This is a genomic window from Anaerotignum faecicola, from assembly GCF_003865035.1.
Taxonomy (GTDB): domain Bacteria; phylum Bacillota; class Clostridia; order Lachnospirales; family Anaerotignaceae; genus Anaerotignum_A; species Anaerotignum_A faecicola.
Genome location: NZ_BHVZ01000001.1, coordinates 844120 through 856951 on the forward strand (window position 1 = coordinate 844120; position 12832 = coordinate 856951).

A 12832-nucleotide genomic window follows, 5' to 3' on the forward strand; every position below is an offset into this window, starting at 1 on the left:
GTCACATTTTTAATCCTGCTCTCGATAACTGGCTTCAATGTCAATGAACCGCACATACACGGCGCAGATTTTGCCCTTGGCGTCATACCCGAAGTAGACAGGATAGTAACCATCCCCCCAGCCGGAGGCAAAGATGGGCAGGTTGCAGTCCGTGCCCGGCACTGTCCAGTTGAGCCAGTCGCCGCAGTCCCCCTGATATTTGGGGTAGGCTTTGGCGTTTTCTTCCAGAAGATCGCAGAACAGGTCGTTGTAGGGGTCGATGTCCGGGTCCTCCTCCAGCCGCTTGGCCCAGTATGTTTTGAAAGCCGCCTGGGTCTGGATGTCTGCAATACACCCCATTCCGGCATCTACGCCGAAACCGAAGTAGTCATCATCTCCCAGTGCCGCGTCCAGATTCTCGTTGCCCACCATGCCCAGCTCATGGCGGACAGGCTTTTCCCGGCTGACCTCCACCTTGACGCAGGCGTAGCGGTCGCCGTATTGTTCGCTGGGTACCACGCAGATTTTCACCGGGTAAGTTCCGGCGGGGATCGTTTGAAGGAAAGGCAGAGTGTCCTCCAGCTCCACCAGCGGATCGCAGGCGAAAATCGTTCCTGTTAGGAAATTGACGACGCCAATGTCCAGTACATCCACCGCCATGTTCCCAATCACTTTCTCTGTGAAATGGGCCTCCAAGTCATCTTTACAGGTCAATTTATCCTTGATTGCTTCGTATTTGTTCAACCATTCAGTTGTAGGCATATCAGTTTCCTCCTGTTGGTTCTGTTTTTTGATATACGCGCTCTTAGAGCCGTCCCAGTAGCAGTTCACACATCGGCCATTCTGGAAATGATGGTCACAATTCGGGTAGCCATAGAGAACATGGGCACATTCCGGGCACAGCCCCATCATCTGTGAGGAGCCTTTGAAAAACAGGCTTCCGCACTCATCACAAAGGACCAGTTCTTTTTCTGCCATAGGGTTCACCAGTCCCGTTCCCGGATGGCCTCCTCGGTGTCAATAGGAATGCCAAACCACTCCAGAATGTAGGCCACGGTTGCCGCGATACATTCCCGTGCCACCGTTTCGATCTCGCTGTCGTGCTCGTCAAACTCCTCCTGGAGATCATTGATGCCGCAGACCGCCTCGTCCAGCGTTTCCTGCACCACTTCGGTGTCGGTTTCGCCGCTCTCCAACAGGTCGATGACCTTCTGAAGCTCGTCCTTTACCTTGTCCACCAGAAAAGCAGGATAGTAATCGTCCTGATACATCTCGTCCAGCAGCTTGTAATTGGGGTCAAATGCTTTCATAGGGATTGCTCCTTTCCTCGTGTATGTCAGTCACGCTCAGCTCTCATGTGTGATACAGAAAATCTCCTTGTTCAAATCAAAGTAGATTACCATCAGTTCGTCGGTAATCTCCGGGTTAAAGGACAGATCCAGAATGAAAACTTGCTGGTTCATCTCGCTATCCACCAGACTGCCGAACCGCTTGAGCTTCAAAAAGTCAACCATCTCAGCAAAGGACAGTTTGGCTGGGTCGGTTCCCGGAAAAAGTTCCGCCACAATATCCGGGCCTACATCGTCCCGATGGAACTCCATGAAAAATGTCACAACGCTATGGTAGCGGCTGTCCTCGTCTGCCAGCGCCGCTTTGATGGCGGCTTTGGCCTTCTCCGCCAATTTCTCCGCCTCATCCAGCATTTCGCCCACCGCGTCCATGGCAGAAGGATTGTCGGTCAGTTCCTCATCTACATCAAAGAGAAAGGGCAGTCCCGTGTCCTCGGGAAAAGTAAAGATTTCCTCGTCGGGCGTGTATTCAAAATCAATGCGTTTACTGTTTAGTTTCATCAGGCTATCCTCCTTATCCTGCAAGGTTGGCATAGGTAATGCCCTTCTTCAAAGAGCCGCTAACCTCTACCGAATGGCCCCAGAACATATCGTCATCGTTATAATAGGCGGTAAAACGGCCGCCGGGAGAAACGGAAACCTCGGTGAGCAGGATGCGCTGGGTAAACTCCTCCTCCGTGATGGGGGCTGTTTCCGGGTCACGGGCGCTTTCCTCATCCTGGGAAAGCCAGTTGTTGGCAAGCCCAGTCAGGTTTTTGGCCGCAAAGTCCCGCATGGCCTTGTCCCAGGTTTCCTGATCTGTAACCAGCCTCTTGGCGGCGTTGCGGGCGCGAGTCCATGAGGGCTTGCTCTCAGCATTGACCTCCAGAGAAAGGCGTACATCCTTTCCGCACCACTGGATCTCACCCTCAAAGGCATCATAGTCCTTATCCAGCGTCAGCTCACCCAGCACTTCGTCCTGGATCACCACCGGCTTGTGGTACTCGTCCAGAATGGCCTGAAGCTCCGGGCAGTCCTCATGAGCTCTGACCACTTCGGAGATGCACCAGGGCCGCGCCACCAGATTTTGCGCCCGTTCTTCTTTCATCCGGCGGATCTTCAGGCGGCAGATCTGCTCCTTGCCAAAGCGTCCCCAGCCCTTTTCGCCGTTACGCTCCTCCTCGGTGACCGGCCAATCCAGCCGCTCCTCTTTGGTGCTGACCTTGCCGGTGTCACAGAACACTATGCCCAGCGTCACAATGGTCATTTCCCAAAAGTTACCTTTCCAGTTAAATCCGCCCCCAATGCAGCGATTGATCAAAGCGACCACTTCCTGCTCCTCGGACTCGTACATCTCATAAAATTCTTCAAACATAGATCATTCTCCTCATCCCTCTATATGATTGCGGTATTCCTTTTCAAGCTGGGTGTACCACCGTTTCAGCATGGTTTCCAGACTGGTCTTTCCGTTGCGATCTGTAAAAACAAGAAACTTCTGCATCAGTCTGGGGAACAGATATTTGCCCGCTTTTGTCAGATCCTGATTGAGATAGACCATCCGCAGGATACGGCCCTGCCGGTCCAGAGGGTCCTTTTTCAGCAGTTCCTTTTCAAAGCAGAAGCGCAGGAATACCACATTCTCGTCGTAGAAGTCCTCCACCACAGCCGCGCCGATGCTGGTGTAGGTGATGTCGTACACCAAACGGCTCCAATCAAATTTCTCGGCATAGAGAAGTTTCAGCGCCTTCGCCCAATGTTCCTCCGGGATCACCAGCATCCTGTGCTGGGCGGTGCTGGAGTAGCCGTGGTAGACGGGTTCCGGCTGCCCCAGCAGTTCACTCACACTGTCGGCATAGACGAAGCACAACTCCTCGTCGAACAGACCACCGATAAAGTTACCATTGCAGTACAGCATATAATTCTTGGACTTGGCCGGAGAATAAGAGAGGTTATATTCCTGGGAGTCCAGGCTTTTATGTACCTTGTTCAGAAAGTCTATGGATGTCATGGTCTTGCTCCTTATTCCTCAAACTCACCCTCGATCATCCCGTTCAGATACCGTCCGGGATCTGCGATGAAGTCATCCCATTTGGCCAGAGGGTGGAATTCCTCATGCTCGATGTCCAGATACCACAGTTTTTTGTCCCTGGGGCTCCACAGCAGCAGATAGTCGCTGTAGTTGTCCATCTGCACCATCAGGGAGAGCAGCTTCTTCCGTTTCCAGGTCATCTCCTGCACATCCATGAAGGAGTAGAGCTCCGCCCACTTCACCCATTCCTGATCCGGGAACTCCAGCCGCAGGGGGCCGGTCTTCAAGTATTCCACCAGCTTGGCAGGCAGCTTGTAGGGCATAAGCTGCCGGATCTTTTCCTGCTCGTTGTGCCATTCCTCCGGCTCCAGGGCTTTCAGGTAGTCGGCCATCTCCTGATTCTTGTTCTGCACCGCCACGGTGTAAGGCCGGTCGCCGTATTTGTCAGCAATGGTGATGTCGGCTCCTTGCTCAATGAGCCAGCGCACCATGGGGAGATTCTTATGCCGAGCCGCTTCGGTGACAGCGGTGGGGGCGTTCGGAAACACCATGTCCGGCTTGTGGTAATTGATGTCTGCCCCTTTTTCCAGAAGCAGCCGGGCAAGTTTGGTGTTGCCCTCGGACACAGCGGCCCGGAATGCCTCGCCGCCAAACTTGTCCACTGTGATCCCAGCTTGCTCCAGCACCTGGATATTCTCCGCTCGCTGTCCCCAGCGTACTTCCTGGAAGGCCCGCTCTTTCTGCTTCGAGCTGAGTTTTGCGGCCTGTCCAGCAAAGAGCGCCACCACCTCCGGCCCACAACAGCGGGCGGCGGTGAGCAGCAGGGGCTGTTCCTCTGCCAGATCGGGATCAGCTCCATGCTCCAGCAGGAAGTGGATCATGGGCACATCATTCCGAAAAACCGCGATCTCCAATGGCATCAGCTTGATGTATTCGCTGAGCTGGATGGGAACATCTAAATCCAGACCGCCTTGTAGCAACGCCTCCAACTTGGGAGTGTCATGGTCACAGATGGCAGCAGCCGTTTCCGGAAGGGTCTCCCAGCGGCCAATATATGCAATTTGGTACATAAGGCACCTACTTTCGTTGTTGTTTCACTTTATAGGGAACGGTTCGGCCCAGCACCCGGCCCTTGCCAACGGCATTGGCTCCCTCATAGATCAAAAATTCCGCATTGTTTTCCAGCGGGGCATAGTCAATGGTATCTGGATATAGGGGTTGGGCATTTCCCAAAGCTGGTGTATCAAATGTACACTCGGTTCCGTCCAGAAAGCATACACCCAAATATTCTGTAGTTCCTGTGACCACAAAATGGGGACAATACTTTCCGCTGACCAGGCTGGGTGGTATTTTTCGTTTGCCGCTCCAGAAGATGACCTCCACATGGAGCACCGCCCGGTTTTCATCTGTCCCGATCACGCTGTCGCCCTCCTTTATCCCGTCATCTGGCTGCGGTATACTCAGGCCAGCTCTGCGTCCAGGATCTGGACTGGTTTTCCTTTCTCGTTCACATAGTAAAGGGCGATATAGTCGATGCCGTCCCGCTTGGCCTGCTCCCACGGCATCCGTTCACCGTTGATCAGTTCCACGGTATCCGCCTCATCCGGTTCAAAGGTCTCTTTTTCGTCCTCATAGTCAATGCTGTACCCCAGCTCCAGCACCAACTTGGAGGCGGGGATCTCATACCGCTTGAGGGGGCGGTGCTCCAGCTCGGATGGATCATGTTCATCGCAGAACATATTGCCGTAGCCATGCCGTCCATCGTCAAAGATGACGAACTCCTCGCCGCTCTCCGGGTCACGGGCTGTCACCAGTCCGGGGGCCTCGTCGCTATCTATGATATAGGATTGGGGTTCTCCTTTCACCGTGAGCAGATCTCCGTAATACCAAACCTCCAGCAGTTCATTGCCGGTGGTGGAACAAAGTATCACGGTGGGCAAACGCTTCTCCGCCCATTCTTTCACATGGCCGATGAGCCAGGTGGGATATTTCTCAGTCATCATAGTCTTTCTCCTCCTATTTCAATTTCAGCACAAATCCCCAGATACTCACCACAATCAAGAGGACACCCAACAGAAAGAACACCACCCGCCGGTATCCTCTGCTGTGGCGGTGGGCATCCCGCGTACCAGTGGGGTCGCAGAGCCAGTTCCAGTTGCGGGTCGCTCCAATTAAAATCACGGCCCCGATGAGCACCGAGGCAATATACCAATGCTCTTGCAAAAATACTGTGATCTGTTCGCTGTTCATTTACATATAACCCCCTTTTCATCATCGGGAGTTTCCCGCCGAATAAATTCCTCCCGTTCTTTCAAATCTATTTCCAAGGCTTTTTCCTCCTCAAGATATTCCTCGCAGTCCCGAACCAGCTTTTGGGCGGCTGGGTCATCCGGGGCCAGGGCCAGCCAGCATTTTGCGTATTCATAGGCGGTGGCTGCGGAGCGGTACGCCATCAGGCAGGAATAGCCCATCCGGGAGTTCCAGTAGGGATCGTTCTCTCCCTGGGTGCGAACGGACTCCAGCAGTCGGATGGCGTACTGGATGAGATTTCCGTCCACTTCACTGTCGGTTCCGTGCTCTCCATGATCTCCCAGCACCGCCAGATTGCTGTAAGCCCGACTCAGCTTGACGGTCAGCAGATAGCCCCGCTCCTGTTCCGGGATGGCTTCAATGGCCCGGATACACCGGGAATACTCGTCCTTCTTATTCCATTGCTCAAGCTGCTCCAGCAGCTTTGCTTCTTCTGCCTGATTCATCATTTCACCGCCTTTTCTGTGTCATGCTTTGCCTTTTTTGAAGTGTCCACTGCCTCGCCAAGTGTTGACCACACAGGTGAAGATCTGGCCGCAGTGCTTGCACCTAATCATGTGAGCCATGATTTCATCCGCCCAGCCATCCTCTGTCTTTACCTTCTCCAGTAGGCAGGTGGATTCCTCTTGCATCAGTTCAAATTCCCCCTCCGACACCAACTGCTGAATGTAAGCAATACAGGCCAGATAGTCCTTTGGGGCGTCAAATTTTCTCCATGTTTGAATGTTTCGGCAGTGCTCGCACATAGTGGACGCCTCCTTACGCAAATACCTGCTGGTATTTCTCTTTTCATACTGTGCGACTTTTTCAGGTCTGCTGGTGCTGCATGGATACGATCTGGCAGTCCGGGCAGAATTCCACATAGAGCGTGCCCTCCGCACAGTCAAACACCGTATCCCACTGAATCTGGGCCAGATACTTCATGGGCTTGCCGCAGTGGGGGCAGGTCGTATATTCCGCGTCCTGTACCCAGTTGGCAAAGCCACCCACCGTGTTCACATCCTGGCAGGCCGCACCGTAAAACAGGGGCACGGGCGCTTCGCCCAGCACAAAGGGATTTTCCGTGAGGGCCTTGTACTCCTCGGGACTGACATAGCAATCCGTCTTCTCCGTGCCGTCAAAGAGTTCGGAGGGAAAGACCTCCACGCCGCCATCCAGAGCGAACCGGTTGAAGGCGGGGCCTTTGAGGAATCCCACGCAGCTGGGGCAGCAGGTGGCAGTCAGGATACCATCCAGCCCCAGGAACCGGAGCCGCTCATCCCGGCCATCCAGCACCAAAATATCCACCATCCGCCCGCCGCAGTGGGGACAGGTGTCCTCCCGTGCCCGGCCAATGCGGACGGGAGATTTCTCGCCAGTGGTTCCCTTGACCATAGGATAGCAGGTATCGAAGCCCAGTCGGATTCTCTGGCCCTCCTTGTCGAAGGTCCAGCCTCCGATCTGCGCATAGCTGGATGGGTCTACATAGAGGCCCTTGCGCCAGGGCCGGGGATTTCGCTCCAGCTCCAGCAGAGTCTCCATTGCCTTGTCATCTCCTTGCATAGCAAGGCAACTCATCAGGTTGGAGGCCGCGCTGGAATATTCTGCGGACAACAGCGCATGGATCAGACCATCCCGCACATCGGCGGGAGCATGATAATAGATCTCACAGGGCCAGAACACCTCTGCGGCCAGTGCCACTCGCTGAATCTCCGGGGTGATGGCATCATGGTAGCCAAGCAGCTGCCAAAAGTCGGCGAACTCTGGGTCCTCCATATCAGCCAGCCTCTGGATGTTCTGTATCAAGTTTCTTTGTTTTTCGACAATTTGTTCCGGCATCCAGGCCAGAGCAGCTTGCCGTTCTTGCTCGCACTTACATTTCCAACACAATCCCTCATAACCCAATGGGGTTCCACAGCTGGGGCAGGTATATTTCAGACTCATGTTCTCATACTCCTTTCAGGCAATAAAAAAGCCCCACGCCGCACTGTCATAAAGACAGGCTGACGCAGGACATGAAGAAGCCGCGTTGAAGGAGCCGCATCCACCAGCAGATGTAGTTTCTTCAACAACCAAAATATTTTTTTCGTATCTTAAAGCAGCAAATTGCTGTCCAATATATTTGTTCATAGCGGCACCATTTATTCTGAGCGTAGTTTTATATTTTATTATATCACAGCACCCCTTCAATGAAAATATTTTGTTGGAAATGCTAATGAAAAATTTTTGTGAATTTGTTAAGGCGCAGGGGCTGTTATCTCCATAGTGTCTGGATGGATCAGAGTGATTACTTTTCCCTGATGCAAGGCATAGTTGACTGTCTGTGCTGTGCCTGAACGCAGCTTTTTCTGATTATCAAACACACCGATGAGGTACTCTGCATGATCGACCATATAGTAATTCCTTTTTTTATAACTGGAAACATCCGCAGAATGTGAAATAACAATGGAATCGTTTGCGTTTTGGATCAGCTTTTTCAATCTATGTCTACTCTGATCCGGCCATTTAGAGTCATAACCGATGAAGGGAACTACAACGACAATTTTAATATCTTCGTATCCCGTTTGTGCCCTCAATGTCAGCAGCTGTTCTCCAGCCCACATATCCACACCAAGAGCACCGCCGACAAAAAAAGTACGGACAAATTTCTCGTCATGAAGTATCCGAAACTGCTCCAGGAGACATTCTTTTAATTTTTGGCATAGGGGATCTTCCTCATTATATCAAAAGCAAAATCTTGTTGGTCGGTGGCCGGTAATGGCGCAGGCATACTGATTCATATAAATCACCCTTGATAACTGCCTTGATTACGCATATAAAGCAAAAATAACGCAAATAATAATGCGTATAAAGGTTGTATTATAAAATTATAACACAATACATACGAAGTATCAAGAATTGCTTTCTGCTATGCTAAAAGTGCAGAGAGGTGAGCGTATGGACGAAGAATTTATCCGCAATCGGATCACAGAATTGCGATTGAAAAAAGGTGTTTCAGAATATCAGATGAGCATGGAGTTAGGGCAGAACAGAAGCTATATTCAGGCGATTTCCTCTGGGCGTTCTATGCCGTCTATGAAGCAGTTCCTCAACATCTGTGAGTATTTTGAAATCACACTGCTTCAATTTTTTGATGCACAGGAAAATAACCCTCAGCTTATCAAGAAGGCTTTGGACGGAATGAGAAAGATGTCAGATGACGATTTGATTATGCTGATTGGTTTTATAAGTCGCTTAAACACAGAAAACTAACGATAGGAGGCAGTAAGCGTCCCGTCGTTAGTTTTTCATTTTATGCGCAGCATATTGTGGCAAGCAATGCTTGTGGCTATCCATTTCGCCACAAGCTGCTTGTTGAGGGCAGCGCCCCCAAGCCCCTTTGAACACAGAATTTCATTCTGTGGCTGCGCGTTCTGCGAACGCTTTTGACCAGGACCAGCTTACCGCTGGCCGTGGTCTTTTTCTTTTTCAACATCCTGTTCTACCTCCATTTTCAGCACTCGGTCTACATTAGCCTTTGCCGTTAAAAGCTCCCGCATTTCTTCACGGGAACGCCGGTACTCGGCATAGGTCTTTTTCTTTTCTTCCAGCAATTTCGCGTACTCCGTCTGCAACTCTTTGACCTTGGGCAGCTTCTTGACGCCCATCTCATCAAAGGCATTCTTAGCAGCCTGGTGGAGCAGAATTTCTTCCTCATGTTCCTCCCGGAATTTCTTAGAGTAGCCGGCCTTGCGGTAGTCCACATAGACCTCACGGGTCTTGGCATAATTTACGATGTGAGTACGCAGAACAGCAATCTCTGCCATGCGCTTTTCAGCTGCTTTGATCTGTGCCGAAAGCTCATTGTGATGTGCCGTGGCAGCCGCAGCCTTTTCTTCCAAAACCGCATACTCCAGCAGGTTATGCTCTGATAGGTAGTTCATGGTCTGCGCCATTTGCTTCAGATTGAAAACTTTAGCCCATCGAGCATAGCCAGCACCTTTTCCTGCCTGCAATTTTGCCTGAATGTCCACCAGCAGATTGACCTTCTGCGTCTCTGCCTGTGTAACTATTTTCTTTCGTGGGGTATGCGCTTTCTTCCCGGAGAGAACCGCCTGCAAATCATCTAATCCATATCCTTCGCCCAGGCTGTCCATTCGGGCGGCTTTCTCCCAACCGGGGAGCTTCAGGCGATACGATTTCCCGCGCTTTGATACCTCACAGCCGGACTCTTGCAGCAGCCTCAGCAGCTCCTCAAAATTAGCAGGACTTTGTGATAATGCGTTGTCAATCGCTACACGCAGCAGCTCTCGGTGAGAGGGCTTTGCCTGATCGCCCAGCCATTTGTTATAGCTCTTTCCGTGAGGTTTCGGATTCTCCACAATGGACAGTCCGTTTTCGATGCAGATGGTGTCACTTAACTGTCGGACTGCCTTGGTGCTGCCCCAAAAGTTTCGGAATTTCCGGTCATATTCTAAGCTGACCGATGACCAGATAATGTGATTATGAATGTGCGATTTGTCTATATGAGTGCAGACCACAAAGGCATGATTGCCCTTGGTAAAACGCTTGGCAAATTCCACACCCAGCCGGTTCGCTTCTTCCGGAGTGATCTCACCGGGGCGGAACGACTGGCGCACATGATAGGCGATCACATCATCCGCGCCGCGCACTCGTCCGGTAGCGGCAATGTACTGCCGCTTTGCCAGAAGGAACTCCGCATCCACAGTCCGGCTGTCACACGCATAGCCGGTAATGAGTCTGCCGTCATCTGTTTTCTTTGGGTTGGCCACATAGTCGATGATGTCACTGATCGCCCGACTTTCTGTGCGGCCCTTGCCGACATGAAGCGGCATGATTCTCGTGGTTGCCATAGGTCAGACCTCCTTCCCGAAAAGAAAACGGCCTGCCATAGCAGACCGCTTTCACTATTCTATAAAACTTTCTTCATCGAAAAAATTGAACTCATCATCTTCTAAGTGTCTTGGTGGAAATCTCATTTCATATTGCTCTTGCGCCAATGCACGGACATCAGGCCGCCTATCCTTTAGTCGATTTTTCAGCCAGGACAACTGCTCTTTCGATAGCCTCCATGGAAGATTCAAAAGACGATTCAGTGTCATCAGTTCAGCCTGCGTTTCTGCTGGTAGCGAAGCACAGGATTTACAAATGTGGGATGCATGACCTTTGCCTGAAAATTTTTCGTTGGCTTTGTATTCACCACAAACTTTACAATAGTGTCCATGCTTTTTCATAAGCTGATGCCCTTCTCGCAAAGAACATATAACCTGCGAATTGCTTTCATAATCACATCCCATTCCAAATCAGAAGCATAAGAAAACTTTTTACGGTATGCCTCCCAAAGTTTTTGCATAACCGAATCATTTTCCACTTCGTCAAAAACTTCTTCAGCCTGGTTAAGATACTTCTCCGATCCCCGTTTATGAGCAGTTGCCAGAAGCGCATCATGTAAAATTTTCGGGTTCAGCGTGGTTCCATGCAGCTGTTCTAAAATGTAAATATCGTAGAAATCTCTCATGCGGGTATTGGTTGTGGTTCTGGTAATAATGGTTTCCAGTTTTTCTGCCAGCACAGTTTCTAAATTATAAGCCCAAATATCAATGGAGCGATCTTCCAGCATAAGTTTGAATGAATACCGAACCTCTCTTGGAGTGATTGCATCTCCCGTAGAAATATCAATTTTCAAAGGGGTCACTACACCATCGAATGTTGTACTCATGCTGACACGAATCCCCGGATACTCTGCTTCATCCATAATCTCCGAAATACTTTTCAGCTGAAATTTAACACCATCATCAATCGGAACAATTACGATTGATGAAATTAGATTCTCAATATCCTCCACATTAACATTAGCTCCTTTTATGGTTGCATCCAAATCCATCGTAGAGCGGGCATCCAATCCAACCATAGCCGCTACCAACATACCACCCTTCAAGATAAACTTATCACGATACTCAGAAAGAGAAATACGCTCCAAAAAACGCTCCATCATGTAGTTCCTCATTAAAATCTGAGCATCTGCGGATTTTTCTCTGGAAAGGTTTCGTATTAAATCTTTAAGCTGTCTTGCTGTTTTTATCATAAAAGTACCTCCAAATACTGTCGTAAAATTTTTTCCACCTTGAACATCCCAGCATATTGCATTAAAGCTCGCAGGTTCTTATCTTTTCTACGGGCATACGCTTTCAGTGCTCCCTGAAAGGTCTGAATTTCAATTCTGCTGCGGCTTCTGAGCAAATCACAGATTGTTCGCTCCATATCATAAACCGGCACAGTATGCCCGAACGGAGTTTTCGCTGTTGTAAGTCCTACATCATGTAAGTCTGCTTTAATCGTAAAAACTTGAATGCCTTCTGCTTTCATTTTGCTTGGATTGCATCCAGTTTTGACCGTAACTGTATATTCTATTGGTTCACGATCTGTCAGATCGTGAAAAAATAAAGCTGTTTCATGTGAAAATACTGCTTGTTCAAATCGCAAATGAAGCAGATACATGGCATCCACCCAGGAATCTTTGGACAGATAAATCCCATGTGCGACTCTATCCAAATCTCGTGAACGCACATAATCATAAAATACCGGCTTTGAAATTCCAGAAGATACGACCTGCGATGTTCGCAGCATTCCTTCTTGTTCTGTTAGCATCTGATCCAGCTGTTCAAATTGTCCCATCATATCACTTCCTTTCGCACTAATATTATACGCGATATTAGTTCAAAAGTAAAGTCGTGGATATATAGTTTCTCTTTCCAAATTTAACAGACGGTGTCTGGCATTTTTATGGTTTTGCGTATTTTTATCCATAAACCAACTCCTGAATTGCAAATTTCAAACTCTGCACCTTACCCATCAGCCAGATTGCAGCCAACGGCAGCCCCATAGGGCTAATCAAAAATGCCATAACCAGCAAAATCACACCATTCTGCGGGGAATAGGTAAGCAGCACAGCCACACCAAGCAGAGCAATCACGGTACTGAACAGGCCGAGCACCAGACCGGATATGTAGATCAGCCCTGTGCAGAGCCAGACAAAAAGTGTCAGAACCAAAATGACCGGTGCAGTTATAATCATCAAAAGCCCTTTCAAAATCTTCATGTCATTTCCTCCTTGCAGCGTTCTTGGTATCTTTTCTAATCATATTATCCGGCATGGGCAGGCAAAAGACAAGGATACCGATAAAAAGAAAAAGCGGAGAGAGGAGCA

The 12832-nt window shown here is 50.0% G+C and carries 19 protein-coding genes and 1 pseudogene; 1 reads left to right on the top strand and 19 read right to left on the bottom strand.

Annotated elements, in window-relative coordinates; genetic code table 11:
* Positions 1-9: 9 nt before the first annotated feature.
* The 14 genes and pseudogenes from EJE48_RS04035 to EJE48_RS04095 all read right to left on the bottom strand — a co-directional run.
* Positions 10-957: a DUF4241 domain-containing protein gene (locus EJE48_RS04035; RefSeq protein WP_118580296.1), complete on the bottom strand. Its 948-nt coding sequence runs from the start codon at positions 955-957 to the stop codon at positions 10-12.
* 5 nt (positions 958-962) lie between these two features.
* Positions 963-1289 (bottom strand): DUF5713 family protein, encoded by a 327-nt coding sequence (locus tag EJE48_RS04040; RefSeq protein WP_118322262.1) that lies wholly within the window; start codon positions 1287-1289, stop codon positions 963-965.
* A gap of 36 nt (positions 1290-1325) precedes the next feature.
* Positions 1326-1829: a DUF2004 domain-containing protein gene (locus EJE48_RS04045; RefSeq protein ID WP_118580508.1), complete on the bottom strand. Its 504-nt coding sequence runs from the start codon at positions 1827-1829 to the stop codon at positions 1326-1328.
* 13 nt (positions 1830-1842) lie between these two features.
* Positions 1843-2682 (bottom strand): DUF2262 domain-containing protein, encoded by an 840-nt coding sequence (locus tag EJE48_RS04050; protein WP_118580299.1) that lies wholly within the window; start codon positions 2680-2682, stop codon positions 1843-1845.
* Between the two features lie 12 nt (positions 2683-2694).
* Complete coding sequence (locus EJE48_RS04055; protein ID WP_097838497.1) at positions 2695-3315, bottom strand: hypothetical protein; 621 nt, start codon at positions 3313-3315, stop codon at positions 2695-2697.
* 11 nt (positions 3316-3326) lie between these two features.
* Positions 3327-4406, bottom strand: a complete 1080-nt coding sequence (locus tag EJE48_RS04060; protein WP_117470819.1) for an ankyrin repeat domain-containing protein — start codon at positions 4404-4406, stop codon at positions 3327-3329.
* A gap of 7 nt (positions 4407-4413) precedes the next feature.
* On the bottom strand, positions 4414-4755 hold the full coding sequence (locus tag EJE48_RS04065; protein ID WP_006773019.1) for a hypothetical protein: 342 nt from the start codon (positions 4753-4755) through the stop codon (positions 4414-4416).
* A gap of 41 nt (positions 4756-4796) precedes the next feature.
* Positions 4797-5339, bottom strand: a complete 543-nt coding sequence (locus EJE48_RS04070; RefSeq protein WP_117470820.1) for a hypothetical protein — start codon at positions 5337-5339, stop codon at positions 4797-4799.
* A gap of 13 nt (positions 5340-5352) precedes the next feature.
* Positions 5353-5586, bottom strand: a complete 234-nt coding sequence (locus EJE48_RS04075; protein WP_015563522.1) for an immunity 17 family protein — start codon at positions 5584-5586, stop codon at positions 5353-5355.
* A complete protein-coding gene (locus tag EJE48_RS04080) occupies positions 5583-6092 on the bottom strand; it encodes a hypothetical protein (protein WP_117504941.1) in 510 nt (169 codons plus the stop codon). Before EJE48_RS04080 ends, EJE48_RS04075 begins: the two co-directional genes overlap by 4 nt.
* Before the next feature lie 21 nt (positions 6093-6113).
* Positions 6114-6392, bottom strand: coding sequence for a hypothetical protein (locus tag EJE48_RS04085; protein WP_117504940.1), 279 nt, complete (start codon positions 6390-6392; stop codon positions 6114-6116).
* Between the two features lie 61 nt (positions 6393-6453).
* The gene (locus EJE48_RS04090) at positions 6454-7569 is read right to left on the bottom strand and encodes a hypothetical protein (RefSeq protein WP_117504938.1); all 1116 of its coding nucleotides are present in this window, start codon (positions 7567-7569) and stop codon (positions 6454-6456) included.
* A 15-nt stretch (positions 7570-7584) separates the two neighbouring features.
* Positions 7585-7755 carry a hypothetical protein gene (locus EJE48_RS12350; protein WP_008723379.1) on the bottom strand — a complete coding sequence of 57 codons (171 nt, stop codon included), beginning with the start codon at positions 7753-7755 and terminating at the stop codon, positions 7585-7587.
* Positions 7756-7862: 107 nt separating this feature from the next.
* Positions 7863-8336: pseudogene (locus tag EJE48_RS04095) on the bottom strand (SLOG family protein); the annotation flags it as partial.
* A gap of 226 nt (positions 8337-8562) precedes the next feature.
* Here EJE48_RS04095 and EJE48_RS04100 point away from each other — a divergent pair.
* On the top strand, positions 8563-8877 hold the full coding sequence (locus EJE48_RS04100; RefSeq protein ID WP_124984312.1) for a helix-turn-helix transcriptional regulator: 315 nt from the start codon (positions 8563-8565) through the stop codon (positions 8875-8877).
* A 188-nt stretch (positions 8878-9065) separates the two neighbouring features.
* Here EJE48_RS04100 and EJE48_RS04105 read toward each other — a convergent pair whose 3' ends face one another.
* The 5 genes from EJE48_RS04105 to EJE48_RS04125 form a co-directional block, all read right to left on the bottom strand.
* Positions 9066-10478 carry a relaxase/mobilization nuclease domain-containing protein gene (locus EJE48_RS04105; RefSeq protein WP_117504936.1) on the bottom strand — a complete coding sequence of 471 codons (1413 nt, stop codon included), beginning with the start codon at positions 10476-10478 and terminating at the stop codon, positions 9066-9068.
* A gap of 54 nt (positions 10479-10532) precedes the next feature.
* Positions 10533-10859 (bottom strand): hypothetical protein, encoded by a 327-nt coding sequence (locus tag EJE48_RS04110; protein ID WP_006059593.1) that lies wholly within the window; start codon positions 10857-10859, stop codon positions 10533-10535.
* Positions 10856-11710 (bottom strand): nucleotidyl transferase AbiEii/AbiGii toxin family protein, encoded by an 855-nt coding sequence (locus tag EJE48_RS04115; RefSeq protein WP_002592900.1) that lies wholly within the window; start codon positions 11708-11710, stop codon positions 10856-10858. The genes EJE48_RS04110 and EJE48_RS04115 overlap by 4 nt, the downstream gene beginning before the upstream one ends.
* Positions 11707-12300, bottom strand: coding sequence for a type IV toxin-antitoxin system AbiEi family antitoxin domain-containing protein (locus EJE48_RS04120; RefSeq protein ID WP_425474077.1), 594 nt, complete (start codon positions 12298-12300; stop codon positions 11707-11709). Before EJE48_RS04120 ends, EJE48_RS04115 begins: the two co-directional genes overlap by 4 nt.
* A 124-nt stretch (positions 12301-12424) precedes the next feature.
* Positions 12425-12724 (bottom strand): CD1845 family protein, encoded by a 300-nt coding sequence (locus EJE48_RS04125; RefSeq protein ID WP_002588980.1) that lies wholly within the window; start codon positions 12722-12724, stop codon positions 12425-12427.
* Positions 12725-12832 lie beyond the last annotated feature (108 nt).

Coding starts and splice junctions, on each gene's coding strand:
- EJE48_RS04035 (WP_118580296.1), bottom strand. CDS start 957: ATGGCAGAAAAAGAACTGGTCCTTTGTGATGAGTGCGGAAGCCTGTTT.
- EJE48_RS04040 (WP_118322262.1), bottom strand. CDS start 1,289: ATGAAAGCATTTGACCCCAATTACAAGCTGCTGGACGAGATGTATCAG.
- EJE48_RS04045 (WP_118580508.1), bottom strand. CDS start 1,829: ATGAAACTAAACAGTAAACGCATTGATTTTGAATACACGCCCGACGAG.
- EJE48_RS04050 (WP_118580299.1), bottom strand. CDS start 2,682: ATGTTTGAAGAATTTTATGAGATGTACGAGTCCGAGGAGCAGGAAGTG.
- EJE48_RS04055 (WP_097838497.1), bottom strand. CDS start 3,315: ATGACATCCATAGACTTTCTGAACAAGGTACATAAAAGCCTGGACTCC.
- EJE48_RS04060 (WP_117470819.1), bottom strand. CDS start 4,406: ATGTACCAAATTGCATATATTGGCCGCTGGGAGACCCTTCCGGAAACG.
- EJE48_RS04070 (WP_117470820.1), bottom strand. CDS start 5,339: ATGATGACTGAGAAATATCCCACCTGGCTCATCGGCCATGTGAAAGAA.
- EJE48_RS04075 (WP_015563522.1), bottom strand. CDS start 5,586: ATGAACAGCGAACAGATCACAGTATTTTTGCAAGAGCATTGGTATATT.
- EJE48_RS04080 (WP_117504941.1), bottom strand. CDS start 6,092: ATGAATCAGGCAGAAGAAGCAAAGCTGCTGGAGCAGCTTGAGCAATGG.
- EJE48_RS04085 (WP_117504940.1), bottom strand. CDS start 6,392: ATGTGCGAGCACTGCCGAAACATTCAAACATGGAGAAAATTTGACGCC.
- EJE48_RS04090 (WP_117504938.1), bottom strand. CDS start 7,569: ATGAGTCTGAAATATACCTGCCCCAGCTGTGGAACCCCATTGGGTTAT.
- EJE48_RS12350 (WP_008723379.1), bottom strand. CDS start 7,755: ATGAACAAATATATTGGACAGCAATTTGCTGCTTTAAGATACGAAAAA.
- EJE48_RS04100 (WP_124984312.1), top strand. CDS start 8,563: ATGGACGAAGAATTTATCCGCAATCGGATCACAGAATTGCGATTGAAA.
- EJE48_RS04105 (WP_117504936.1), bottom strand. CDS start 10,478: ATGGCAACCACGAGAATCATGCCGCTTCATGTCGGCAAGGGCCGCACA.
- EJE48_RS04110 (WP_006059593.1), bottom strand. CDS start 10,859: ATGAAAAAGCATGGACACTATTGTAAAGTTTGTGGTGAATACAAAGCC.
- EJE48_RS04115 (WP_002592900.1), bottom strand. CDS start 11,710: ATGATAAAAACAGCAAGACAGCTTAAAGATTTAATACGAAACCTTTCC.
- EJE48_RS04120 (WP_425474077.1), bottom strand. CDS start 12,300: ATGGGACAATTTGAACAGCTGGATCAGATGCTAACAGAACAAGAAGGA.
- EJE48_RS04125 (WP_002588980.1), bottom strand. CDS start 12,724: ATGAAGATTTTGAAAGGGCTTTTGATGATTATAACTGCACCGGTCATT.